We start from the raw sequence: 22,533 nt of genomic DNA, 5'->3' as shown, positions 1-22,533 counted from the left end.
AGTACCTGCCTCAGATGAGAGTGTCGGATGCCCTGAAGCGCGCGGGAGCGGCCTCGAAGGGCGGTGAAGCGGGCGTCGGCCTTAGGCGGCGACGACGCCCATGATGTCGGATTCCTTCATGATGAGGAGATCCTGGCCGTCGATCTTGACCTCGGTGCCGGACCACTTGCCGAACAGCACGCGGTCACCGACCTTCACGTCGAGGGCGTTGACGCGGCCCTGCTCGTCACGGGCACCCGGGCCGACGGCGACGATCTCGCCCTCTTGCGGCTTCTCCTTGGCGGTGTCCGGAATGATGATGCCGCCCTTCGTCTTCTCTTCGCTCTCGATGCGACGGACGACGACGCGGTCGTGCAGCGGACGGAACTTCATGAGCTGCCCTCTTGCTTCGAATGTGCGGTTGGTCTTCATGCGGCCGGAGGCGACCGCGCTCCACCCAGTTTGTTAGCACTCCTAACGAGTGAGTGCTAACGACGGTCGCGAGATAGGCCCGCGCCGGAAGCGAGTCAAGGCGCAGCTTCTCCCAGGCGGCTGCGCGGGCGCAGGATTTTTCCGGCCGGCGCCGGATTGGGGAAGACGCACGCGATGATCAGCCTTCACGGGCCCGACGGCGCGGTCGAGGCCGGCGCCACCGGCTCGCCGGGCCACGCCGTCTGGATCGACCTGAACGATCCGACCGCCGAGGAGGCGGCTCAGGTCGAGCGGACGACGGGTATCCGTGTGCCCTCGCGCTCGGCGCTCAGCGAGGTGGAATCCTCGAGCCGCCTGCGGCGCAACCGCGACGGCCTCTCGCTCTCGACGCCGATGGTGACCTTCGACCGGGCCGATTTCAGCCTGAAGCCTCTCGGCTTCCTGCTCACGCCCGACCACCTCGTCACGGTGCGTTTCCACGACCTGCGCGCCATCGATGCCGTGCGCAAGCGCGTGGATGAGCGGGACGGCGACGGCAGCACGAGCACGCGCATGTTCCTGCTCGTGGTCGAGGAGCTGGTCGACAACCTCGCCGACCTCCTGGAGGAGATGTCGGCCGACCTCGATGCCCTGTCCACGCGCATCTTCGACTTCGACGCCGGCGCCCGGCCCGGCGCGCGCAAAGGAGATGCGACCGCCCCGAAGCGCCGCGACCTCGCCCTGCGCCGCCTGCTCCGCGCGGTCGGGCGTCATGGCAAGTCGCTGGCGAAGGTCCGCGCGAGCCTGCTCGGGCTCGGGCGGGTCGTGGCCTTCGCCAAGGGCGAGTGCGGTCAGATCCTCGCGGAGGACGACCTGCCCCGCTTCGACACCCTGGCGCAGGACGTCGCCTCGCTGGACGAGTTCGAGACGCGGATGTCCGAAACCGTCCAGTTCCTGCTCGACGCCACCCTCGGGCTCATCAACATCGAGCAGAACAACGCCTTCCGGGTTCTCACCGTCGTCTCGGTGGTCGGCGTGCCCCCGACCTTGGTCGCGTCGATCTACGGCATGAACTTCAAGCACATGCCCGAGCTGGACTGGGCCTACGGCTACCCCTACGGCCTCGCGCTCGTCGCGATCTCGGCCGTCGTGCCGCTGATCTACTTCCGGGTGAAGGGGTGGCTCTGAGCACCGGATCACGAATCCGAGTGCCGAAATCCGTTTAGCCTGTCGCTTCAGGCTTCCTTTGCCGCCGGCTGCGAGGCTCGCGCCTTGAGAAAGCCTCTCGAACCTGATGAGGGGCACGAGAAGGAGCCTCGGGCTCGACCCGCGGGCGCGCGAATTCCTGAGCCATGGCCGTCATCGCCGCCTTCGTCCTCAATGCCGGGCTGAACTTCGTCCTCGGCATCGCCATCGCCCGGATGCTGGGGCCGGCCGATTTCGGCCGCTTCGCGCTGGCGACGGCCGGGGCGGTGGTGCTCAACACGATCCTGTTCGAGTGGCTGCGCCTCTCGGCGACGCGGTTCTACTCGGCCCGCGTGCGTGAGGCCGAGCCCTGGATCCGCCAGGGGCTCGACCGGGCCTACGCCGTTCTCGCCCTCGCCCTGTTCGCGGCCGCCGCGCTCTGCGCCGGGCTCGGGATCGCCGTCGATCCGACCCCGCAGGGCCACCTCGTCATGACCGCCGGCACCATGATCGCGGCCATCGGCATCGGCCTGTTCGACTATCACGCCGCGCTCGCCCGCGCCCGCTTCATCGGCGGCGCCTATCTGCGGCTCGTGGTGTGGAAGAACGCGCTGGCCTTCGTGCTGATGGCCGGCACGGCGTATCTCTTCCCCCAGCCGGTCTGGGTGCTGGTCGCGGCCGGCGTGAGCCAGTTCCTGGCGGTGCTTCCCCTGCGGAAGGTGCTCGGGGACGCGCCCGCCCGTCCCCACGGCAGAGGCCGCGAGACGCTGCGCCTGTTCGCGGCCTATGGCCTGCCCCTGATCGCGGCCAACGCCGTCTATCAGCTCCTGCCCTTCCTCAACCGCGCCGCCATCGCCGGCACGGCGGGCTTCGCCGAAGCGGGCTACTTCGCGCTCGCCGCCGATCTCGGCTCGCGGGCCTTCTCGACGCTGGGCGCCGCGCTCGACCTGCTGCTGTTCCAGATCGCCGTGCAGGCGGAGGAGCACCATGGCCGCGAGGCGGCGGAGGCGCAGGTCTCGCGCAACATCGCCGTGGTGGTGGCCCTGCTCCTGCCCTGCGCCGCCGGCTACTGGGCGGTGACGCCCGCGCTCCAGGCGCTGATCGTGCCCGAGGCGTTCCGGGGACCGTTCGCGATCTACACCAACCTCTTGATCCCGGGGCTGTTCTTTCTCTCGATCATGAACTTCGCCCTCAACCCGATCTTCCAGATCCGCCGCCGTACCAGCCCGGTCGTGGCCGCCGCCCTGCTCGGGCTCGCGGTCAACGGCCTCGGCCTCGCGCTCCTGCCCCGGCTGATGGGCCCCGAGGGTGTCGCCCTCGCGCAGACCCTCGGCCTCCTCGCGGCGGTCGCCCTGCTCGCCGCCCGGGCGCTGACGGGCGCGCGGCGCCTGCGCCTGCCCCTGCGCGACCTCACGCTCACGGCCGGCGCCTGCCTCGCCATGCTCCTGGCCGTGCTGCCCCTGCGCGGATTGGAGCCGATGCTGGCGCTCCCGGCCTGCATCGCGGCCGGCGTCGCCGTCTACGGCGCCCTGGTCTGGTTCCTCAATATCGCCGGGCTGCGCAGCGCCCTGCGCGAACGCTTTCCGAACAGGCTCTCAGCGGCGGCCCGCTAGGGCCGGCTTGCCAGAGCGCGCCAATCGGGGTTTGAGTCCGGCGGCTGCATAAGACGCCCAAAAGAAGCCCACGGGACGGAAACGATGACCTCATACGCGCCGGCCAACGAGCAGGAGGCGGCCGCCATCGTGGCGCAGGCCGCCGGCCGGTCGGAACCGCTGCGGCTCGTCGGCGGCGGCACCAAGGCGGCGCTTGGCCGCCCGCCCCAGGACGAGGCGACGCTCTCCGCTGCGGGGCTGACCGGCATCACCCTCTACGAGCCGGCCGAGATGGTGGTCGCGGCCCGCGCCGGCACGCCGCTCGCCGAGGTCGAGGCGCTGCTGGCCGAGCGCGGTCAGATGCTGCCCTTCGAGCCGATGGATCACCGCCCGCTCCTGGCCTCGACGGGCGAGCCCAGCTTCGGCGCGGTGGCGGCAGCCAACAATTCGGGACCGCGCCGGATCAACGCGGGCGCGGCCCGCGACAGCCTGATCGGCGTGCGCTTCGTCAACGGCCGCGGCCAGCCCATCAAGTCGGGCGGGCGGGTGATGAAGAACGTCACCGGCCTCGACCTCGTGAAGCTGATGGCCGGCTCCTGGGGCACGCTGGGGCTGCTGACGGAGGTGACCTTCAAGGTCCTGCCGAAGCAGGAGCAGACCTCCACCCTCGTGCTGCCGGGGCTGGACGACACGGCGGCGGTCGAGGCGCTCTGCGCCGCCCTCGGCTCGCCCTTCGAGCTGACCGGTGCGGCCCATCTCCCGGCGGGGATCGGCGGGCCGGAGGCGCGCACGCTGATGCGCGTCGAGGGCTTCGCCAAGTCGGTCGCCTACCGGCTCGGCGAGTTGCGCCGCCTGCTGCGCCGCTACGGCGAGCCGCGGATCGTCGAGGGCGAGGAGGGCGCCGCGCTCTGGCGCGCCGTGCGCGACGCCACCCCGCTCGCCGAACCCCGCGAGGCCGCGATCTGGCGCATCTCGACCGCGCCGACCCGCGGACCGGCGGTGACGGCAGCGATCGCGGCGGGACGGCCCGCGCGCTGGTTCTACGATTGGGGCGGCGGCCTGATCTGGCTCGCCACCGAGGCGTCCGACGATGCCGGCGCCGCCGCGATCCGCGCGGCGGTGAAGGCGGCGGGAAGCGGCCACGCCACCCTGGTGCGCGCCCCGGACGCCCTGCGCGCCGCGATCCCCGTCTTCGATCCGCTGCCCGAGCCGCTGATGCGGATCACCGCCGGCATCAAGGCCGCGCACGACCCCGCCGGGATCTTCAATCCCGGCCGGATGTATGCGGGCGTCTGAGCAGGCCGCGCGTCATACCCAATCAAATCCGGTTGATTCCTTCGGGATGGCGGATTTGGGCTTCGCTCAGGCGCCGCGCGGGCTTGCCGATACGGCGCCCGCTGATCCGAGCGGAAGCCGCATCAGAACAGCTGGCGCAGGGCGGCGTAGAGCAGGCCGGCCATCACGATCGCCGCCGGCAGGGTCAGCAGCCACGCGGCGGCGAGGTTGCGCACCGTGCTCCATTGCAGCCCGGCGCCGCTCGCCGCCATGGTGCCGGCGACGCCGCTCGACAGGATGTGGGTGGTTGAGACCGGCAGGCCGTAGGCCTCCGCGAGGCCGATGGTCCCGGCCGCCACCATCTCCGCCGAGGCGCCCTGGGCGTAGGTGAGGTGTTTCTTGCCGATCCGGCTGCCGACGGTGACGACGATGCGCTTCCAGCCCACCATCGTACCGAGGCCGAGCGCCAGGGCGACCGAGACCTTCACCCAGGTCGGAATGTAGCGGGTGCCGTCGTTCAGGCTCTGCTCGTAGGCCTTGACCGCCTCAGCCTCCTCCCCGGCGAAGGTGCCTTCCCGCTTGGCCAGGCCGTGGAGCGCGTCGCCCGCGAGATACATGTCGTTGCGCAGGTTCGGCGTCGCCTCGGCCGGTACGTGGCGGATGGCGCCGTACGCCTTCACCTTGGTGGCGATGTCCGCCGTCAGCGTCGTCAGCGCGGCGTAGACTGCCGGTCGGTCGAGATCTCCCTTGCCGAGCGCTTCCTTGACCTGCCGGCGGGCCTCGGCCGGGTCGCGGGGCGGAGCGACCGCGCCGGCCCGGTTCCGAAGGATGCCTCCGGCGCGTTCCGAGACCTCGACGAAATGCGGCGTGGCCGATTCCGCCATAGTGCGGTTGAGCGCGTAGGCGGTGGGCGCGGCGCCGATCAGGATCAGCATGATCAGGCCCATGCCCTTCTGCCCGTCATTGCCGCCATGGGCGAAGGAGACGCCGCCGCAGGTGAGGATGAGCAGGCCGCGAATCCAGAGCGGGGGCGGCGCGTCGCGGGCCGGCTCCTGATAGAGGGCGCGGTTGCGGATCACGAGGCGCATGGCCAGGAGCAGCAGGCCGGCCATGACGAAGCCGAGCACCGGGCTGAAGAGCAGGGCGCGCAGCACGCTCCAGGCCTGATCCCACTGGACGCCGGAGGTGGACTGGCCCTCCGGCGCGAGAAGCTGGTTGGCGAGGCCGACCCCGAGCACGGAGTCGATCAGGGCGTGCGAGGAGGAGTTCGGCAGGCCGACGGCCCAGGTGCCGAGATTCCAGAAGATCGCCGCCAGCAGCAGGGCGAAGATCATGGCGTAGCCGGCCGGGGAGCCCGCCGTCAGCACTAGCTCGACGGGCAGCAGCGTCACCACGCTGTAGGCGACCGCGCCGGTCGAGACCACGACGCCGAGAAAGTTGAGGACGCCCGAATACACCACGGCCGCGACCGGCGGCAGGCTATGGGTGTAGATCACCGTGGCGACGGCGTTGGCGGTGTCGTGGAAGCCGTTCACGAACTCGAAGCCCAGCGCGATGAGGAGCGCGAGGCCCAGGAGCACGAAGGCGCCGATGGCGAGCGGCGGCTGGCCGGCGGCCTGCATGTCCGCGACGAGGTTGTAGAGCGCGTAGCCGAGACCGCCGACGAGCACGAGGGCGAAGAGCGCCGGGCCGGCCGGATGCATCCGGCCGTCGAGGTTGGGCCCGCGCGATGGGGGAGCGGAGGCGGCCGAGCCCTGCCTCTCCAAGCTGACGGCGTCGGACATTCGAACCTCAGGTGCACGGTGGATCGGCAACGCAAGGCACGCCTGCCGGACCCCTCCCGGGCCTCCGCGGGCGGTGGACAGGAGGCGGTCCGGCCACCACAATCGCCTCGTTCAGGTCCGGACGGCCGGGCCGGAACGAGGAGCGCTTGGACTTCCGGTGGCGAGAGCGGCCGACGCCGGATCGGCCTAACAAGGAAATGGCCGGGCCGAAGTTCCGTGAACATTTGATGACGCGTGTGGCTGCCGAGCGGGGATCTTGAGGTATCGTGCCTGTGACTGAGAGAGCGCTGGTGGGGCCGAGGTCAGGAGGGCCGAAGCGTGCGGTCGGCCGCTTCCGCGGCGGCGGGGACCTGCCATGCTGACGGCTCTGCTCTGCCTGGCGCTCCTCGTCGTGCTGATCCTGATGGTGGTCCGGCGGCGCCATCTGACCATTCTGATGAGCATCGCCAGCCTGATCGGCGCCATACTGGGCCTGATCTGGCTTCAGGATCTCGGGCTGCTGCCGGGCTCGCAGGGACCGCTGAGCCACAAGCGGCCGACCACGGTCGAGGATGTGCGCCGCTAAGCGCAGCCCCGGCCGGACGGAACTCTTCCGACCCTCGCGCGTCTGTTGCGGTGACACCGGCCCGTAGGCCGAAGCCCGTCCGAATGGAGCCCTCCGGTGCGCAATCTGATCCTCCTTCTGATCCTGCTCGGCGCCGGCTTCGTGCTGACGGCGATGTACGTCGCGCCGGGCCAGCCCGAGCTGCGCGGCTGGTACGAGACCAATGCCTGCCCGCATCTCGACCGGATCAGCCCGCAGATCTGCGCGCCCATCCGTGCCGCCCGGGGCGGCTATCGCATCTGAGGCAACGCTTGCGTCGCGCGCTCGACTGGTTCTTCCGCGATCGGCGCAGCGGCGCCATCGTGATCGGGCAGTGGCCGAACCTGCCGCTCTGGATCTTCGCCGTGACGGCGGGCGCGAGTTGGCTGCTGGAGATGGCGATGCCCGGTCTGCCGGTGCTCGTCTTCCTGATCCTGCGGATCGTCGCCCTCGTGAGCCTCGCGGTCTGGGCGGCGGATGAGATCCTACGGGGCGTGAATCCCTGGCGGCGCTGCCTCGGCGCGGCCGTTCTGGTCGGGCTGGTGCTCAGCCTTGCGGGCCGCCTGTGAGCGTGAGCGCGCCCTACGACCTCCTCGTCATCGGCGGCGGCATCAACGGCACCGGCATCGCCCGCGACGCCGCCGGGCGGGGCCTGCGCGTGCTGCTCTGCGAGCGGGGGGATCTGGCCGAGCACACCTCCTCCGCCTCGACCAAGCTGATCCATGGCGGTCTGCGCTACCTCGAACAATACGAGTTCAGGCTGGTGCGCGAGGCCCTGGCCGAGCGCGAGCGGCTGATGCGGCTCGCGCCCCACATCATCTGGCCGCTGCGCTTCGTTCTGCCCCACGATGCGGGCCTGCGCCCGGCCTGGATGCTGCGGCTCGGCCTGTTCCTCTACGATCACCTCTCGCGCCTGAAGGCGCTGCCGGGCTCGCAGGCCCTGCGCCTGACCAGCGACGGCCTCGGGGCGCCGCTCCAGCCCCGGCTGACCCGCGGCTTCGCCTACTCCGATTGCTGGGTCGAGGACAGCCGCCTCGTCGTGCTCAACGCGGTCGATGCCGCCGAGCGCGGGGCGCAGATCCGCACGCGCACCACGGTCGAATCCGCCCGGCGTGAGGCCGGCGCCTGGACCGCCACGCTCTACGACGCCGAGGCGCGCCGCCGCGAGAGTGTGCGGGCGCGGATCGTCGTCAACGCCGCCGGGCCCTGGGTGGCCGAGACGCTGCTGCGTACGCTCTCGGTCGAGGCCCGCCCCAAGGTGCGCCTCGTGAAAGGCAGTCACATCGTGGTCCGGCGGCTCTACGAGGGCGCCCAGGCCTATATCCTGCAGCAGCCGGACAAGCGCATCGTCTTCGCCATTCCCTACGAGCGCGACTTCACCCTGATCGGCACCACCGATGTGCCCCATGAGGGCGGCCCCGGCCCCGTCGCGATCTCGGCCGAAGAGACCCGCTACCTCTGCGGCTGCATCAACCGCTCCTTCGTCCGGCAGATCGGCCCCGACGACGTGGTCTGGAGCTTTTCGGGCCTGCGCCCGCTCTATGACGACGCGGCCGAGAACGCCTCGGCCGTCACCCGCGACTACGTGCTCGAGCGCGATCTCGACGGCCCGCCCCTGCTCTCGGTCTTCGGCGGCAAGATCACGACCTATCGGCGGCTGGCCGAGCAGGCTCTCGAAAAGCTCCGCCCGAGCCTGCCCGGCCTGCAACCCGCCTGGACGGGAACGATCTCCCTGCCCGGCGGCGATATCGGGGACGGGGATTTCGACGCCTTCTGCCGCCAGTTCGCGGGCGAGCGTCCCTTCCTGCCCGAGGCGACCGTCCGGCGGCTGGCCCGGGCCTACGGCACCCGGGCCGATCGCCTGCTCGGCGACGCACGCTCGCTCGCCGATCTCGGCGAGACCTTCGACGGCGATCTCAGCGCCCGCGAGGTGGATTACCTCGTGCGGCACGAATGGGCGCGCAGCCCCGACGATATCCTCTGGCGCCGCTCGAAGCTGGGGCTGCGCACGGGCCGCGAAGCCGTCGCACGGCTCGGACGCTACGTGGCGGATCGTTCCCGGTCTCAGCGTCCGTAGACGTCCTCGACGCGGATGATGTCGTCCTCGCCCGTGTAGGAGCCGACCTGCACCTCGATCAGTTCGAGCGGGATCTTGCCGGGGTTCGTCAGCCGGTGCATCGAGCCGATCGGCAGGTAGACCGCCTCGTTCTCGTGGACCAGCACCACCCGCGCATCGACCGTCACCTCGGCCGTGCCCTTGACCACCACCCAGTGCTCGGCCCGGTGGAAGTGCTTCTGCAGCGAGAGCCGCCCGCCCGGCGTCACCATGATCCGCTTCACCTGGAAGCGCTCGCCGATGTCGATGCGCTGGTACCAGCCCCAGGGCCGGTACATCCGGCGATGGGCGTCCGCCTCCGGATGCGCCTTCGCCCGCAGGACGCTCACGAGATCCTTGACCTTGCCGGACTGGGCCTTGGAGGCGACCAGCACCGCGTCGGGGGTGGCGACCACGACCACGTCGTCGAGCCCGACCACGGTAGTGAGCCCCTCACCCTCGCTGTGGACGAGGCTGCCCGTGGTCTCCACGAGCTCGACCCGGCCGCGCACGGCGTTGCCCCGCGCATCGCGCTCCAGCACCTGCCAGACCGCGTCCCAGGTGCCGACATCCGACCACGCGAAGGAGACCGCCAGCACGCCCGCGCGGGTCGTGCGCTCCATGACCGCGTAGTCGATCGAGGTCTTGGGCGCCCGCGCGAAGGACTCCGCCTGGAGCCGCACGAAATCGAGATCCGTCGCGGCATGGGCCAGCGCGCCGCGCGCGGCCTCCAGCACCTGCGGCGCGTGGGTCTCCAGTTCGGCGATCATCACGTCGGCGCGGAACAGGAAGTAGCCCGAGTTCCACAGGGCGCCCTCCCCGATCAGCCGCTCGGCCCCGGCCGCGTCCGGCTTCTCGACGAAGCGCTCGACCCGGTGGAGACCGGGCGCATCCGGGAGGGCGTTGCCGGTGCGGATGTAGCCGTACTCGGTCGCGGGTCGGGTCGGGGTGATGCCGAGCGTCATGATCTGGCCGAGGCGGGCGCCGCGGGCCGCGTGCTGCGCGGCGCTCGCGAAGGCGGCGGCATCCTCGATCACGTGGTCGGCGGCCATGATCAGCACCACGGTCTCCGGACCCCGGCCGGCGGCGTGGAGCGCGGCCACCGCCACCGCAGCGGCGGAGTCGCGGCGCTCGGGCTCGAGCAGGATGTCGGCGGCGATGCGGGTCTGAGCGAGCTGCTCGGCGACGATGAAGCGGGACTCGGCCGAGGCGATCACCGTCGGCTTGGCGAACACGGCCGGATCGGCGACGCGCCGGACCGTGGACTGGAAGGTCGAGGTCGTGGGGTCCACGAGCGGCGTGAACTGCTTGGGCATGCTCTCGCGCGAGGCGGGCCAGAGCCGCGTCCCCGAGCCGCCGCACAGGATGACGGGCAGGATGTTTCCTTGGTCCGCCTCGGTCATCGCCCAGCCCCGTCGCATCGCAAGAGGCGCCAGCCGGTCGGTGAAAGCGCGGGAGCGGCGGGCGCGAGAAACTGATCCTGCCGTCTTATCCGATCCGTTCTCACGGCACCACGACGGGCGCGATGCCGCCTGCAATTCCGGTAAATTCGATGGAATGGGAAACGGGCGGAGGTTTGACCTCTGCCCGATCCGCGAAAAGACCACGCGCTAAAGAAAATTATTCGGCGGCCTGCCGCTCGCCGTAGCCCAGCCGCTCGTTGAGTTCGCTCAGGAGCTTCACCGCGGCCTCCGCGATCACCGTGCCCGGCGGGAAGATCGCCGAGGCGCCGGCGGCGTGGAGTGCGTCGTAGTCACCCGGCGGGATCACGCCGCCGACCACGATCATCACGTCGTCGCGGCCCTCCTGCTTCAGCGCGGCCTTCAGCTCGGGCACCAGCGTCAGGTGGCCCGCCGCCAGCGAGGAGACGCCGACGATGTGCACGTCGTTCTCCACGGCCTGCCGCGCGGCTTCGTCCGGCGTGGCGAAGAGCGGCCCGATATCCACGTCGAAGCCGAGATCGGCGAAAGCCGAGGCGATCACCTTCTGGCCGCGGTCGTGCCCGTCCTGGCCCATCTTGGCGACCAGGATGCGCGGACGGCGCCCGTCATTCTCCTCGAAGGCCTCGACGAGGCCGCGGACCTTCTCCACCACCGGCGACATGCCGCCCACCTCCCGCTTGTAGACGCCCGAGATCGAGCGGATCTCGGCGCGGTGACGGCCCCAGGCCTTCTCCAGCGCCTCCGAGATCTCGCCGACCGTGGCCTTGGCCCGCGCCGCGTTCACCGCCAGTTCGAGCAGGTTGCCCTCGCCGTCCGCGGCCTTCGTCAGCGCGGCCAGCGCCGCCTCGACCTCGGCCGGGTTGCGCTCGGCGCGCAGGCGCTTGAGCTTGTCGATCTGCTTGGCGCGCACGTCGGCGTTGTCGACGCGCAGCAGGTCGATCTTCATCTCGTCGTCGGGCTTGTACTTGTTGATGCCCACGATCGTCTGGCGCCCGGAATCGATCCGCGCCTGGGCGCGGGCCGCCGCTTCCTCGATCCTGAGCTTCGGGATGCCCGCCTCGATGGCTTTCGCCATGCCGCCGAGCGCCTCGACCTCGCGGATATGCTCCCAGGCCCGGGCGGCGATGTCGTGGGTCAGGCGTTCGACGTAGTAGGAGCCGCCCCACGGATCGATGATCCGGGTGGTGCCGCTCTCCTGCTGCAGGAAGAGCTGCGTGTTGCGGGCGATGCGGGCGGAGAAGTCGGTGGGCAGGGCCAGCGCCTCGTCGAGCGCGTTGGTGTGGAGCGACTGGGTGCCGCCTTGGGTGGCCGCCATCGCCTCGATGCAGGTGCGGGTGACGTTGTTGAACACGTCCTGCGCGGTCAGCGACCAGCCGCTCGTCTGCGAGTGGGTGCGCAGCGGCAGAGACTTGTCGCTCTTGGGGTCGAACTCCTTCACGAGCTTGGCCCAGATCAGGCGCGCGGCCCGCATCTTGGCGATCTCCATGAAGAAGTTCATCCCGATCGCCCAGAAGAACGACAGGCGCGGAGCGAACTGGTCGATGGTCAGGCCGGCGGCCAGACCCGCCTTGATGTATTCCACGCCGTCGGCGAGCGTGTAGGCAAGCTCCAAGTCCTGCGTCGCCCCGGCTTCCTGCATGTGGTAGCCGGAAATGGAAATGGAGTTGAACTTCGGCATGTTCTTGGATGTGTAGCCGAAGATATCGGAAATGATCCGCATCGATCCCTTGGGGGGATAAATGTAGGTGTTGCGGACCATGAACTCCTTGAGGATGTCGTTCTGGATCGTGCCGGCGAGCTTTTCCGGCGGCACGCCCTGCTCCTCGGCCGCGACGATGTAGAGCGCGAGAATGGGCAGCACCGCGCCGTTCATCGTCATCGACACGGTCATCTCGTCGAGCGGGATGCCGGAGAACAGCGTGCGCATGTCGTAGATCGAGTCGATCGCCACGCCCGCCATGCCGACATCGCCCGACACGCGCGGGTGATCCGAATCGTAGCCGCGGTGGGTGGCGAGGTCGAAGGCGACCGAGAGGCCCTTCTGACCCGCGGCGAGGTTGCGCCGGTAGAAGGCGTTCGAATCCTCGGCGGTCGAGAAGCCGGCATATTGCCGGATCGTCCAGGGCTGGGTCACGTACATCGCCGGATAGGGCCCGCGCAGGTAGGGCGGCAGGCCCGGATAGGATTCAACGCCCTCCAGCCCCTCCCGGTCCTCGGGCCCGTAGAAGCCCTTCACCGGGATACCTTCCGGCGTCATCCACGGCTCCGAGACCGGCGGGGGCGGCGCCTTGAAGCCATCGGCCGCGAAGGCGACGGCGGTGAAATCGGGGATCCGGGAGCTCATGGCACGGGTTTCCTGACCTCAGCCTCGAGCTTGCGAGGCTGTCGTGATTTTTGGTGATTTTTTTTGAGCATTATAGGCGAGCCGCCAAATGCGGCTACTGTCAAAAAGGCCGGCCTCACCGGCTCCGCTTCCGCCGCCCCGCTCCCGTCGCGCGCCGTCCCATCGCGTCCCAGCGGACGCTCGGCGCCGGGCCGGACGGCGTGGTGAGCCACGCCCGGCGCTGGGCGATCAGGTGCTTGAGGCGCCGCGCGCGCTCCTCCTTCCGGCCGCACGCGCCGGGGCAGTCGCAATCGAGGCCGTGCGGGCCGCCCTCGCCGCTGAACAGGCTGAGCAGCGCCAGCACGATTCCGATCAGGCCGACGACGCCGATCACCAGGGTCGGCCATGCCAGCCCGAGCCCGACCGCCAGGGCGATCGCGGCCTTGCCGGCCAGCGTCCCGACGAGCTTCAGCTTGACCAGCGCGCCTAAGGTCGCCGCCGCGCCGGCCGTGCCGCGCAGCGCCCGGAGAGACCGTCGGCGAAAGCGCTTGCGCCCCGCGAGCCCTTCGAGCCGGCGCAGCTCGCGCTCCATGCGCCGACGGGCCCGCCCGCGATCCTCCACCTGCTCCGCCTGCACGCCCCCTCCCCGCTCTGCCCTTCGACGGACTGTGCGGCGCTGCGCCGGTGAACGTCAAACCGACGCTTTCCTGCGCTCCGCTCGCGTGTCGATTCGGACGGCGGACGGGACGGGCGGAATGGGGTTTGCGGGAAGAAAGGCGCCGAGCGCGGCGCGCACCTGGCCGTTCCTGGCCGGGTTCGTCACGGCCGAGGGCCGGCTCGCCGCCCGGGCGCAGGCACGCGGAGGGCTCACCGCCTTCGCCTACGAGTTCCTGCGCTTCGGGGTGAAGCAGGGCTGGGCCTGCCTGTTCGGCGGCCTGATCTGCGCGCTCCTGATCGGCACGCACCTGTTCTACCCGGCCGACGCGCCGCTCACGCGATACGACTTCCTGACGATCGCGGCCGTGCTGATCCAGGTCGCGCTGCTCGCGCTCGGCATGGAGACCTGGGAAGAGGCGAAAGTCATCGCGATCTACCACGTCGTCGGCACGGCGATGGAGATTTTCAAGACCGGCGTCGGCTCGTGGATCTATCCCGAGGCGAGCCTGCTGCGCGTCATGGGCGTGCCGCTGTTCACCGGCTTCATGTATGCCAGCATCGGCTCCTACATCGCCCGCGTCTGGCGCCTGTTCGACTTCCGCTTCACGCGTCATCCGCCGCTGGCGCTGACGCTGCCCTTGGCCGGCGCCATCTACCTCAACTTCTTCAGCCACCATTACGTGGCCGACATGCGCGCCCTCCTGTTCATCGCCACCGGCGTGCTGTTCGCGGGTACGGTGGTGCATTTCAAGGTCTGGCAGGTGCATCGCAAGATGCCGCTCCTGCTCGGCTTCGTCCTCGTCTCGCTGTTCATCTGGCTCGCCGAGAATATCGGAACGGCCACCCGCGTCTGGATCTACCCGAACCAAGCGGCCGGCTGGTCGCCGGTCTCGGCGGCCAAGCTCGGCTCGTGGTTCCTTTTGATGATCGTGTCCTACGTGCTGGTCACGCTGGTGAACCGGCCCGAGCCGATGCCGGAGGCTGCTCCGGCATCGCGGCCGCGCCCCGGCTCGCCGGCGGCCGCACCGGGAGCGGTCGATCAGTTGACGTAGGTGCGGATCCAGTTCGGGGAGAGGATCTCGCCCTCCTCCGTGATGATCCAGGGCTGCTTGGAGGGATCGCCCAGGGCGCCCTTCGCGGCGGCGAGCGCCTCGCGCAGGGTGCCGTAGCGCTCGGGCTGCGCCAGCGGGGAGGAGGCCGGCAGCGTGCGCCAGATCGTGAGGTCGGCAGGACGTTCGAGAGCTTCGGTTTCCATCTCTTGTTCTTCCTGTTTGAACCGTGTCCGTCCGGAGAGGACCGCCGCGACGACTAGAGCCGCCGGGCCGGTATGTTCGAAGGTCTAGGGCGATCGAAGCATCTCTGGGGCGGCTTTGCGATCAATTCGAGTGCTCGACAGCCTTGTCGGTCACCGTTCCGTCGCAGTTCCTCGCCTCGACCTTGCCTTGGTTTTGCCAAGATTGATCCAGGCCCACCCACCGATGCCTTTCATCAGTGTGAAGACACTGCGTGTGAAACAGTATGCAATTGGTTACTCGGGCCGCGCTGGCTTGGCCGTGCGGTGTCGCACCCCGCCGGCCTGTGCGGAAAAGCGGGGATTTGTTGACCGGAAGCCACACCGCACCCAGCTAAGCCTCTCTCGTACCTCTCTCGCGCCGGCCGTCACGGTCGGTGGCGTCTGCGAGTGATGGTGGAGAGAATCTGAACGCAGCCTGTGCCGCCCCGCGGTCCGGGCCTGCCGTCGAGGACGGGGACACCGGTGCCGGATCGTTTCGTGCGGATCGCCCTGGGGGTGACGCTGGGGCTGCTGATCGCCTTCGTGGCGCAGCCCTACATCCTGGCCTTCCTCTACTCGGCGGATGCGCCCCGCGCCGTGACCGCCCGGGGCGACCTCTCCTCGGCGGAGAAGAGCACCGTCGAGCTGTTCGCCCGCGCCGCGCCCTCCGTGGTCCACGTCTTCGCCCAGTCTGCCGCGCAGGGGCGCGCCCTGATCGAGCCGGAGGACGAGTTCGGCCAGGGTCCGGGGCAAGGGCCGGGGCAAGGGCCGGGCGGCGGCGAGCAAAGGGGCTCCGGCACGCAGACCGGCACCGGCTTCGTCTGGGACGCGGCCGGCCACGTCGTCACCAACAACCACGTGGTCGAGGCCGCGACCAAGGGCGGCGGCTCGATCTCCGTGCGTCTCTCCTCCGGCGAGGTGGTGAGCGCGCGGGTGGTCGGCACGGCCCCGAACTACGACCTCGCCGTGCTCCAGCTGGGGCGCGTGGCCAAGATGCCGCCGCCGCTGGCCGTCGGCTCCTCCGCAGACCTCAAGGTGGGGCAATCCGCCTTCGCCATCGGCAATCCGTTCGGGCTCGACCACACGCTGACCAGCGGCGTCATCAGCGCGCTGCAGCGCCGCCTGCCGACGCAGGAGGGGCGCGAATTGTCGGGCGTGATCCAGACCGACGCGGCGATCAACCCGGGCAATTCCGGCGGTCCGCTGCTTGATTCCGCCGGGCGTCTGATCGGCGTCAACACGGCCATCTTCTCGCCCTCGGGGGCGAGCGCCGGCATCGGCTTTGCCGTACCCGTCGATGTGGTGAACCGCGCGGTGCCCGATCTCATCAAGAACGGCCGGGTGCGCAGCCCCGGCATCGGCATCATCGCCGGCCAGGAAGCGACCGCGGCCCGCCTCGGCATCGACGGCGTCGTCGTGGTGCGGGTGCTGCCCGGCTCTCCGGCCGCCCAGGCGGGTCTGCGCGGCGTCGATCCGCGCACGGGCGACATCGGCGACGTCATCGTCGGCGTGAACGGCCAGCCGGTCCACCGCCTGTCGGACCTGACCTCGGTCGTGGAGGAGACCGGCCTCGACCGTCCCGTCACGCTGCTGGTCGAGCGGGACGGCCGGGTGCGGACGGTGCGGGTGAACACCGCGGATGTGGCGGCGACGCGGCTGTGACACCGCCCTGCGGCGACACGCTCGGCTCGAGCGCTTTACGCGCGCCCCGTTCCGTCCGATGAGCGCGGAATGCTTCTCGCCCTCGGCCTTCTGGCGCTCATCGGCTTCTGGTGGCTCGGCCGCCGCAAGGGACGCCTGCCCTTCGGCCTGACGCCGCGGCGCCTCGCCGGCTACCTGGCCCTCGCCGCGGCCTTCGCCCTGTCGCTTCGCGGCAGCTTCCTGCTCTCCCTCCTGCTCGGGATGGGCGGGGTCTGGCTGATGGAGGGGGCGAGCGGCCTCGGGCAACGGTTCGCCGCCCTGCGCGGCGCGGGAACGCCGCAGCGCCTGCGCACGGCCTCGCTCGAACTCGAATTGCGGCCCGACGGAAGCCCGGGCGACGGCACGCTCTTCGTCGGCCCCTTCGCGGGGCGGCGCCTCTCCGAGGTGCCGCCCGCCGCGCTCGTCGAACTCGCCCTCCTGCTCGCGGCGAACGATCCGGAGGGCGCGCGCGGGCTAGAGGCGTATCTCGACCGCCGGCAGCCCGGCTGGCGTGTAGACGCTGATGGCGATCGCGACCCGCGGCCGGGCGGCGCGGCGAAGCCAGGGACGATGACGGAGCAGGAGGCCTATCAGGTCCTGGGGCTTGAGCGCGGGGCGTCCCTGGAGGAGGTCCGCGCGGCTCATCGGTCGCTGATGAAGCGGCTGCATCCCGACCAGGGCGGCAGCGTCGAGCGGGCGGCGCGGGTGAACGCGGCGCGGGACAGGCTGGTGAACCGACATCGCTAGAACTCCACGCGCGTTGTCAGGATTTTTTCAAAGGTCGTACGTCCGGGGCCGCTTGCGACGGCTCTCGTTGCGGACGGACGCGGCACGGAACTCGGCCGCGTGTCCGGATCGACGGCGGCCTGCCGACGGGCAGGCACCGAAACGACAAGGTTTGAAAGGCGTTCAGCTCCGCGTGGCGAAGCAGTTGAAGCCGTTCTTCTTCAGCGCGGCGCAGGCATCCTGCGCGGCGCCCTGCTCCGAGAAGCCGGAGAAGCGGGCCCGGTAGAGCGTGGCGCCGCCGTGGGTCACGCGCACCGTGTAGGGCGCGGCCTTGGAGAGCGCGCCGGTGCGGCTGCGGGCGTCGGACAGGATCGACTTGGCCTTGTCCTCGTCGTCCATCGCGCCGAGCTGGATCACCCAGGGGGTCGGCACGACGGCCTTGGCGCTCTCGGAGCGCGCATCCTTCGGCGGTCCCTCGGCGCGGGAGGCGACGCCCTCGACGGCGGGCAGGCGCGCGGTCGACTTTCCGCCCGTGCTCGGGAACGGCGCCTGACCGGCGGGGCCGGCATAGGCCTGGGCGGCACCCGGCAGGGCCTGGAGGCCGGGACGGCGCATGCCCGGGGTCGTGGTGGCCTGTGCGACGCCGCTGGGGCGGATGTCGAGGGGCGCGGTGCTGGTGGAGCTCGTCGTCTCGATCTCGTCGTCGTCGGCCGAGGCGACCACCGTGCGGGTGCGCGAGCCCGCCTCGGCGACCACCGCCGGGCGGCCTCGCTCGGCCGTCTCGATCACGGGCCCCGTCTGGCGGGCGCCGGCATAGGCGCGGGGCAGGTTGGCGCGGACGAGGTCGGCCATGATCCGGTCGCGGCTCGCGCCCGACTTGCCGCCGAGCACGATCGCCACGATCTGCCGGTCGCCGAGCTTGGCCGCGGTCATCAGGTTGAAGCCGGAATCGCGGGTGTAGCCGGTCTTGATGCCGTCCACGCCCTCGACATTGCCGAGCAGGCGGTTGTGGTTGCCGATGGTCCGGCCGCGGAAGGCGAAGGAGCGGGTCTGGAAGTAGCGGTACTGGCGCGGGAAGCGGTCCTGGATGGCGCGCGCCAGGATGGTGAGGTCGTGGGCGGTGGTGATCTGGTCCGGGTCGGGCAGGCCCGAGGCGTTGGCGAAGTTCGTGCGGCTCATGCCCAGCGACTTGGCCTTGCGGGTCATCATCTCGGCAAAGCGCGGCTCGGAGCCGGCGATGTTCTCGCCGATGGCGCAGGCCACGTCGTTGGCCGACTTGGTCACGAGCGCCTTGATTGCTTCCTCGACGGTGATGGTCGAGCCGGGGCGCAGGCCGAGCTTCGACGGCGCCTGGGCGGCGGCGTTGGCCGAGATGCCGAGCGGCGAATCGATCTCGTAGCGACCCTTCTCCATCTGCTCGAACAGCATGTAGAGGGTCATCACCTTGGTGATCGAGGCCGGGTGGCGCAGGGCGTCCTCGTTGACCGCGTGCAGGGTGCGGCCGGACTTCACGTCCACCACCATGGCGGCGTAGGGCGGGTTGTAGCCGCTCACCGCCTTGCGCGTGTGCCCGCGGCGGCGCGCCTCGGCCGGATCGGCCACCGCGACGAGAAAACTCGTCGCCAGGAGCAGAACGGCGACAGCGCGGGACCCCGTGGGCCGGCCTTCTACGCGACGCATCTGGAAACCTTCGCCTCGACACCCGGGCATCGGGCCCGGCTGGCACCATTCGTTCGCGGATGCCGGCCCTCCGGATCCGCGTTCTCTGTGGCGAAGCTAGGATGAACGCGGTTACGCGGCCGTTAATGCCGACGGCTCGAGAGACGAGATCGTCCTTTCGCCACAGGGGTTAAGCCGACGTTGACGGCGCCCTTCCCCGGATGTCCCGCGACGGCCTGCGGCCGTTTGCCCCGAAGCACGTCTGAGAGTGCGCGGCCAGCGACATCGATCTCGGACAGTTTCGCGCACGCGACTGGCGGACTCGTTTCCCGGCCTATAGATTGCGTGTCGAGCGATGCGCTCTCTCGGGGGTGCATGCGCCGAAGGCTGCCAGACCGAGGTCGCTTCGATACCGATGTCTCTTCAGCAGATCCAGGACGAGGTGCGCCGGGCCGGGCGGTTCGCCGCCCCCGTTGCCGCAGCCTCGACCCCGCCCGGTTCGGGTGACGACGACCGCTCGGGCACCGCGATCATCACCCGCACCAAGCCGCGGGCGAAGCGGCCGAGCCTGTACCGCGTGCTGCTGCTCAACGACGACTACACGCCGATGGAATTCGTCGTGCACGTCGTGGAGCGGTTCTTCAACAAGAGCCATGACGACGCCTACCAGATCATGATGCACGTCCACCACAATGGCGTGGGGGAGTGCGGCGTGTTCACTTACGAAGTCGCGGAAACGAAAGTGACGCAGGTGATGGATTTCGCCCGCAAGCACCAACATCCGCTTCAGTGCGTTATGGAAAAGAAATAGGCATCCAGCGAAGGCCAGAGCATTGCCCAGCTTCTCACGTAGCCTCGAGCAAGCCCTCCACCGCGCCCTGGCCCTGGCCGGAGAGCGCCGCCACGAATACGCGACCCTCGAGCATCTCCTGCTCGCCCTCGTCGATGATCAGGATGCCGCCGCCGTGATGCGGGCCTGCAACGTCGAAATCGACGTGCTGCGCCGCAATCTCGTCGAGTATGTCGACACCGAACTCTCGAACCTGACCGGCGACGGACGCCAGGACGCCAAGCCGACCGCCGGCTTCCAGCGGGTGATCCAGCGCGCGGTGATCCACGTCCAGTCCTCGGGCCGCGAGGAGGTGACCGGCGCCAACGTGCTCGTCGCGATCTTCGCCGAGCGCGAGAGCCACGCCGCCTACTTCCTGCAAGAGCAGGACATGACCCGCTACGACGCGGTGAACTACATCAGCCACGGCATCGCCAAGCGGCCCGGTGCTTCGGAAGCCAAGCCCGTGCGCGGCGCCGAGGAGGAAAGCGGCAGCGAGCGCCCCGGGCCCGAGGACAACGAGGCGCGTCCCAAGAAGAAGGGCGATGCGCTCGACGCCTACTGCGTTAACCTCAACAAGAAGGCGCGCGACGGCAAGATCGATCCGCTGATCGGCCGCCATTCCGAGGTCGAGCGCACGATCCAGGTGCTCTGCCGCCGCCAGAAGAACAACCCGCTGCTGGTGGGCGATCCCGGCGTCGGCAAGACCGCCATTGCCGAGGGACTTGCGCGCAAGATCATCCAGCACGAGGTGCCGGAGGTTCTGGCCGACGCGACCGTGTTCTCCCTCGACATGGGCACGCTGCTCGCCGGCACCCGCTACCGCGGCGACTTCGAGGAGCGCCTCAAGCAGGTGATGAAGGAGATCGAGGCGCACCCCAACGCCATCATGTTCATCGACGAGATCCACACCGTGATCGGTGCGGGCGCCACCTCCGGCGGTGCGATGGACGCCTCGAACCTCCTGAAGCCCGCGCTGGCCTCCGGCGCGCTCCGCTGCATCGGCTCGACCACCTACAAGGAGTACCGTCAGTACTTCGAGAAGGATCGCGCCCTGGTGCGCCGCTTCCAGAAGATCGACGTCAACGAGCCGTCGATCCCGGACACGATCGAGATCCTCAAGGGCCTCAAGCCGTATTTCGAGGAATTCCACAAGCTCAAGTACACCACCGAGGCCGTGAAGGCGGCGGTGGAGCTGTCGGCCCGCTACATCAACGACCGTAAGCTGCCCGACAAGGCGATCGACGTGATCGACGAGACCGGCGCCTCGCAGATGCTGGTGCCGGAGGCGCGCCGCAAGCGCACCATCGGCGTCAAGGAGATCGAGACCACCATCGCCACGATGGCGCGCATCCCCCCGAAGACCGTGTCGAAGGACGACGCGGTGGTGCTCAAGAACCTGACCGAGAACCTGAAGCGGGTCGTCTACGGCCAGACCAATGCCATCGAGGCGCTGACCTCGGCGATCAAGCTGGCCCGTGCCGGCCTGCGCGATCCCGACAAGCCGATCGGCTCCTACCTGTTCGCCGGCCCGACCGGCGTCGGCAAGACCGAGGCCGCCAAGCAGCTTGCCGCCTCGCTCGGCGTCGAGATGCTGCGCTTCGACATGTCGGAATACATGGAGCGCCACACGGTCTCGCGGCTGATCGGTGCGCCGCCCGGCTATGTCGGCTTCGACCAGGGCGGCCTGCTCACCGACGGGATCGACCAGCACCCGCACTGCGTGCTCCTGCTCGACGAGATCGAGAAGGCGCATCCGGACCTGTTCAACATCCTGCTGCAGGTGATGGACCACGGCAAGCTGACCGACCACAACGGCAAGCAGGTCGATTTCCGCAACGTCATCATCATCATGACCTCGAACGCGGGCGCCTCGGATCTGGCGAAGTCGGCCTACGGCTTCACGCAGTCGAAGCGCACGGGTGACGATGTCGAGGCGATCAACCGGCTGTTCGCGCCGGAATTCCGCAACCGCCTCGACGCGATCATCTCGTTCGGCCACTTGCCGAAGGAGGTCGTGGCCAAGGTCGTCGACAAGTTCGTGCTCCAGCTCGAAGCCCAGCTCGCGGACCGCAACGTCACGATCGAGCTCTCGGACGAGGCTCGCGACTGGCTCGTGGAGAACGGCTACGACGACGCGATGGGTGCCCGGCCCATGGCCCGCCTGATCCAGTCCACGATCAAGACGCCGCTGGCCGACGAGGTGCTGTTCGGCCGTCTCAAGGATGGCGGCGCGGTCAAGGTGGTGCTGAAGAAGCCGGAGGATGGCGAGGCCGGCGGGAAGACGGGACTTGGCTTCGAGTTCCCCGCCGGGCCGGTGACGCCCAAGCCCGAGAAGGACGTGACCAACGCGACCAAGCGCAAGCGCTCCAAGCCGCGCTCCGCGCCGCGCAAGAAGGCGACCAAGCGTGACGGCGGTCCCTCGGGCGGCGGCTCGACGGGCGGCGGCGTGCGCACGGTGCCTAAGGTGCCGCTCAAGGTCTGAGCCCGCTCGGGCGATCATGCGAACGCGTGATTGCCTTATCGTCGGCGCGGGTTGCGTTCCCGCGCCGGCTCCCGGATATGGACGGCGCCGCGGCTTGCCTTGAAGGGCGGCGGCGTCGACCGGCAATGGGGGGATCATGACGAGCGACGCGCAGGAGGAGCCCCTCACGCCTGTCGCGACACCGATGGCGCCGGCCCGGCCGAAGCCGCCCTCGTCACGCGAGCAGCGCCGCCGCCGTCGGCGGGCCCGTCACCGCGGCGAGGAGATCCTGGGCTGGATTCTGGTGCCGCTGATCCTGATCGGCGTCGTCTGGGGCGTGAACGCCATTCTGGAAGCGATGGGCACGAGCCCCGGCGTCGTCTGGGATCAGCTGATGCAGGTGAAGGCCGCGCTCGAAAAGAAGATGTGAGCGCGGCTCCCTCGCCTCGTCGGTGGGGAAGCACGCCTCGATTCCGCCGGTCTCGGCACGACGTGCATCGCGGTTTCGTCCCGAATCCTGCCGGGCGTGGTTCCTCCCGCGGCGACCGGCCCGCAAGTACCGTCCGGGACGGCCTC

The 22,533-nt window shown here is 69.9% G+C and carries 20 protein-coding genes; 13 read left to right on the top strand and 7 right to left on the bottom strand.

Features of this window, described 5'->3' with window-relative positions; genetic code table 11:
• Window positions 1–81: 81 nt before the first annotated feature.
• Window positions 82–372: a co-chaperone GroES gene (groES, locus tag ACPCJR_RS08715; RefSeq protein WP_012457015.1), complete on the bottom strand. Its 291-nt coding sequence runs from the start codon at window positions 370–372 to the stop codon at window positions 82–84.
• A gap of 213 nt (window positions 373–585) precedes the next feature.
• Here groES and ACPCJR_RS08710 point away from each other — a divergent pair, with 213 nt between their 5' ends.
• From ACPCJR_RS08710 to glcE, 3 genes are all read left to right on the top strand, one after another.
• Entirely contained in the window at window positions 586–1,578 is a 993-nt protein-coding gene (locus ACPCJR_RS08710; protein ID WP_391511777.1) for a magnesium transporter CorA family protein, read from the top strand.
• Between the two features lie 164 nt (window positions 1,579–1,742).
• Window positions 1,743–3,188 carry a lipopolysaccharide biosynthesis protein gene (locus ACPCJR_RS08705; RefSeq protein ID WP_391511776.1) on the top strand — a complete coding sequence of 482 codons (1,446 nt, stop codon included), beginning with the start codon at window positions 1,743–1,745 and terminating at the stop codon, window positions 3,186–3,188.
• A gap of 84 nt (window positions 3,189–3,272) precedes the next feature.
• Window positions 3,273–4,463, top strand: a complete 1,191-nt coding sequence (glcE, locus tag ACPCJR_RS08700; protein WP_391511775.1) for a glycolate oxidase subunit GlcE — start codon at window positions 3,273–3,275, stop codon at window positions 4,461–4,463.
• A gap of 122 nt (window positions 4,464–4,585) precedes the next feature.
• Here glcE and ACPCJR_RS08695 read toward each other — a convergent pair whose 3' ends face one another.
• Entirely contained in the window at window positions 4,586–6,226 is a 1,641-nt protein-coding gene (locus ACPCJR_RS08695; RefSeq protein ID WP_391511773.1) for an inorganic phosphate transporter, read from the bottom strand.
• A gap of 355 nt (window positions 6,227–6,581) precedes the next feature.
• Here ACPCJR_RS08695 and ACPCJR_RS08690 point away from each other — a divergent pair, with 355 nt between their 5' ends.
• The 4 genes from ACPCJR_RS08690 to glpD all read left to right on the top strand — a co-directional run bounded on the left by ACPCJR_RS08690 (window position 6,582) and on the right by glpD (window position 8,886).
• A complete protein-coding gene (locus tag ACPCJR_RS08690) occupies window positions 6,582–6,791 on the top strand; it encodes a hypothetical protein (RefSeq protein ID WP_391511772.1) in 210 nt (69 codons plus the stop codon).
• Window positions 6,792–6,887: 96 nt separating this feature from the next.
• Window positions 6,888–7,073 (top strand): hypothetical protein, encoded by a 186-nt coding sequence (locus ACPCJR_RS08685; protein ID WP_391511771.1) that lies wholly within the window; start codon window positions 6,888–6,890, stop codon window positions 7,071–7,073.
• An 8-nt stretch (window positions 7,074–7,081) separates the two neighbouring features.
• Window positions 7,082–7,378 carry a hypothetical protein gene (locus ACPCJR_RS08680; protein ID WP_391511770.1) on the top strand — a complete coding sequence of 99 codons (297 nt, stop codon included), beginning with the start codon at window positions 7,082–7,084 and terminating at the stop codon, window positions 7,376–7,378.
• Between the two features lie 2 nt (window positions 7,379–7,380).
• A complete protein-coding gene (gene glpD / locus ACPCJR_RS08675; RefSeq protein WP_391511769.1) occupies window positions 7,381–8,886 on the top strand; it encodes a glycerol-3-phosphate dehydrogenase in 1,506 nt (501 codons plus the stop codon).
• On the opposite strand, the gene ACPCJR_RS08670 is transcribed toward glpD, so the two are convergent.
• The 3 genes from ACPCJR_RS08670 to ACPCJR_RS08660 all read right to left on the bottom strand — a co-directional run bounded on the left by ACPCJR_RS08670 (window position 8,874) and on the right by ACPCJR_RS08660 (window position 13,306).
• Entirely contained in the window at window positions 8,874–10,307 is a 1,434-nt protein-coding gene (locus ACPCJR_RS08670) for a mannose-1-phosphate guanylyltransferase/mannose-6-phosphate isomerase (protein ID WP_391511768.1), read from the bottom strand. The genes glpD and ACPCJR_RS08670 overlap by 13 nt on opposite strands.
• Before the next feature lie 217 nt (window positions 10,308–10,524).
• Window positions 10,525–12,690, bottom strand: a complete 2,166-nt coding sequence (gene scpA / locus ACPCJR_RS08665) for a methylmalonyl-CoA mutase (RefSeq protein ID WP_391511767.1) — start codon at window positions 12,688–12,690, stop codon at window positions 10,525–10,527.
• Between the two features lie 115 nt (window positions 12,691–12,805).
• Window positions 12,806–13,306, bottom strand: a complete 501-nt coding sequence (locus tag ACPCJR_RS08660) for a hypothetical protein (RefSeq protein ID WP_391511766.1) — start codon at window positions 13,304–13,306, stop codon at window positions 12,806–12,808.
• 118 nt (window positions 13,307–13,424) lie between these two features.
• Here ACPCJR_RS08660 and ACPCJR_RS08655 point away from each other — a divergent pair, with 118 nt between their 5' ends.
• Window positions 13,425–14,378, top strand: coding sequence for a DUF817 domain-containing protein (locus tag ACPCJR_RS08655; protein ID WP_391511765.1), 954 nt, complete (start codon window positions 13,425–13,427; stop codon window positions 14,376–14,378).
• Here the strand turns inward: ACPCJR_RS08655 and ACPCJR_RS08650 are convergent.
• Entirely contained in the window at window positions 14,366–14,581 is a 216-nt protein-coding gene (locus tag ACPCJR_RS08650; RefSeq protein ID WP_108942654.1) for a hypothetical protein, read from the bottom strand. The genes ACPCJR_RS08655 and ACPCJR_RS08650 overlap by 13 nt on opposite strands.
• Window positions 14,582–15,082: 501 nt before the next feature.
• Here ACPCJR_RS08650 and ACPCJR_RS08645 point away from each other — a divergent pair.
• Together ACPCJR_RS08645 and ACPCJR_RS08640 are read left to right on the top strand one after the other, a co-directional pair.
• Complete coding sequence (locus tag ACPCJR_RS08645; protein ID WP_391511764.1) at window positions 15,083–16,261, top strand: S1C family serine protease; 1,179 nt, start codon at window positions 15,083–15,085, stop codon at window positions 16,259–16,261.
• A gap of 69 nt (window positions 16,262–16,330) precedes the next feature.
• Window positions 16,331–17,026: a J domain-containing protein gene (locus tag ACPCJR_RS08640; RefSeq protein ID WP_391511763.1), complete on the top strand. Its 696-nt coding sequence runs from the start codon at window positions 16,331–16,333 to the stop codon at window positions 17,024–17,026.
• Window positions 17,027–17,188: 162 nt separating this feature from the next.
• On the opposite strand, the gene ACPCJR_RS08635 is transcribed toward ACPCJR_RS08640, so the two are convergent.
• Window positions 17,189–18,685, bottom strand: a complete 1,497-nt coding sequence (locus ACPCJR_RS08635; protein WP_391511762.1) for an SPOR domain-containing protein — start codon at window positions 18,683–18,685, stop codon at window positions 17,189–17,191.
• Between the two features lie 394 nt (window positions 18,686–19,079).
• Between ACPCJR_RS08635 and clpS the strand changes: the two genes are divergently transcribed.
• The 3 genes from clpS to ACPCJR_RS08620 all read left to right on the top strand — a co-directional run bounded on the left by clpS (window position 19,080) and on the right by ACPCJR_RS08620 (window position 22,387).
• The gene (gene clpS, locus ACPCJR_RS08630; RefSeq protein WP_391511761.1) at window positions 19,080–19,475 is read left to right on the top strand and encodes an ATP-dependent Clp protease adapter ClpS; all 396 of its coding nucleotides are present in this window, start codon (window positions 19,080–19,082) and stop codon (window positions 19,473–19,475) included.
• A 22-nt stretch (window positions 19,476–19,497) separates the two neighbouring features.
• Window positions 19,498–21,978, top strand: a complete 2,481-nt coding sequence (gene clpA / locus ACPCJR_RS08625) for an ATP-dependent Clp protease ATP-binding subunit ClpA (RefSeq protein ID WP_391511760.1) — start codon at window positions 19,498–19,500, stop codon at window positions 21,976–21,978.
• 136 nt (window positions 21,979–22,114) lie between these two features.
• Entirely contained in the window at window positions 22,115–22,387 is a 273-nt protein-coding gene (locus ACPCJR_RS08620; protein ID WP_110353165.1) for a hypothetical protein, read from the top strand.
• The last annotated feature ends 146 nt before the right edge of the window (window positions 22,388–22,533 follow it).

It is taken from the genome of Methylobacterium sp. NPDC097929 (genome assembly GCF_049543375.1).
Classification (GTDB): Bacteria; Pseudomonadota; Alphaproteobacteria; order Rhizobiales; family Beijerinckiaceae; genus Methylobacterium.
The sequence above is the reverse complement of the archived record's forward strand: the minus strand, read 5'-3'. Positions and strand labels throughout refer to the sequence as shown.

Bases quoted from the DNA above. Each gene is read 5' to 3' on its own strand.
- clpS (WP_391511761.1), top strand. From the start codon at position 19,080: ATGTCTCTTCAGCAGATCCAGGACGAGGTGCGCCGGGCCGGGCGGTTC.
- ACPCJR_RS08650 (WP_108942654.1), bottom strand. From the start codon at position 14,581: ATGGAAACCGAAGCTCTCGAACGTCCTGCCGACCTCACGATCTGGCGC.
- ACPCJR_RS08695 (WP_391511773.1), bottom strand. From the start codon at position 6,226: ATGTCCGACGCCGTCAGCTTGGAGAGGCAGGGCTCGGCCGCCTCCGCT.
- groES (WP_012457015.1), bottom strand. From the start codon at position 372: ATGAAGTTCCGTCCGCTGCACGACCGCGTCGTCGTCCGTCGCATCGAG.
- ACPCJR_RS08620 (WP_110353165.1), top strand. From the start codon at position 22,115: ATGACGAGCGACGCGCAGGAGGAGCCCCTCACGCCTGTCGCGACACCG.
- ACPCJR_RS08655 (WP_391511765.1), top strand. From the start codon at position 13,425: ATGGGGTTTGCGGGAAGAAAGGCGCCGAGCGCGGCGCGCACCTGGCCG.
- ACPCJR_RS08635 (WP_391511762.1), bottom strand. From the start codon at position 18,685: ATGCGTCGCGTAGAAGGCCGGCCCACGGGGTCCCGCGCTGTCGCCGTT.
- ACPCJR_RS08710 (WP_391511777.1), top strand. From the start codon at position 586: ATGATCAGCCTTCACGGGCCCGACGGCGCGGTCGAGGCCGGCGCCACC.
- ACPCJR_RS08690 (WP_391511772.1), top strand. From the start codon at position 6,582: ATGCTGACGGCTCTGCTCTGCCTGGCGCTCCTCGTCGTGCTGATCCTG.
- ACPCJR_RS08670 (WP_391511768.1), bottom strand. From the start codon at position 10,307: ATGACCGAGGCGGACCAAGGAAACATCCTGCCCGTCATCCTGTGCGGC.
- ACPCJR_RS08705 (WP_391511776.1), top strand. From the start codon at position 1,743: ATGGCCGTCATCGCCGCCTTCGTCCTCAATGCCGGGCTGAACTTCGTC.
- ACPCJR_RS08640 (WP_391511763.1), top strand. From the start codon at position 16,331: ATGCTTCTCGCCCTCGGCCTTCTGGCGCTCATCGGCTTCTGGTGGCTC.
- glcE (WP_391511775.1), top strand. From the start codon at position 3,273: ATGACCTCATACGCGCCGGCCAACGAGCAGGAGGCGGCCGCCATCGTG.
- scpA (WP_391511767.1), bottom strand. From the start codon at position 12,690: ATGAGCTCCCGGATCCCCGATTTCACCGCCGTCGCCTTCGCGGCCGAT.